1 protein-coding gene is annotated in these 594 nt (G+C 48.5%); it reads left to right on the top strand.

The features are described from left to right. On the top strand, positions 1 to 594 hold a 594-nt coding region (locus R7190_RS29010), incomplete at both ends, for a HAMP domain-containing protein (RefSeq protein ID WP_318138086.1).

The raw sequence follows: 594 nt of genomic DNA, 5'->3' as shown, positions 1-594 counted from the left end.
CTCTACATGTGGGTGTTTGAAGGCAAGCAGAACGTCTATCAGAATTCGAGCCTGACGATTCCTCAAAACCGAGCCGACAGCATTAGCCCTCCTCAGGTCTTAAATCACGAGCGCGCCATCGAATGGAGGGAGGACTCGCTGAATCTTCGTGCGTTTGCGTTTCAAGCTGGGGAGTATCAGGTGGTGCTCGGCATGAGTATCAACCACCATATTTTGTTTTTGGATAAGCTCGACTGGATTTTGTTTTGGGCGCTCGGTTTGGCGTTTGTGATTTCTTCCGCGTTGAGCGGTTGGATGGTAAAACGTGGGTTGAAGCCGATTGTGGGATTGAATCAGCACATTCAACAGATATCACCAGAGCAAATGGGCATTCGTCTCGACCCCGATTCGTTGCCAATAGAACTGCGTGAGTTAGCCAACAAACACAACGCGATGCTCGATAGGTTGCAAACTGGTTTTCGCCGTTTGAGCGAGTTTTCTTCTGATATAGCACATGAGTTAAAACCGCCACTCACCAACATTACTACGCAAAATCAGGTCATTTTAGGTGCGTGTCGAACGTCTGAAGAGTATCAGGATGCGATTGCCTCAACG

This window comes from Vibrio sp. 1078-1 (assembly GCF_033340475.1).
The sequence above is the reverse complement of the archived record's forward strand: the minus strand, read 5'-3'. Positions and strand labels throughout refer to the sequence as shown.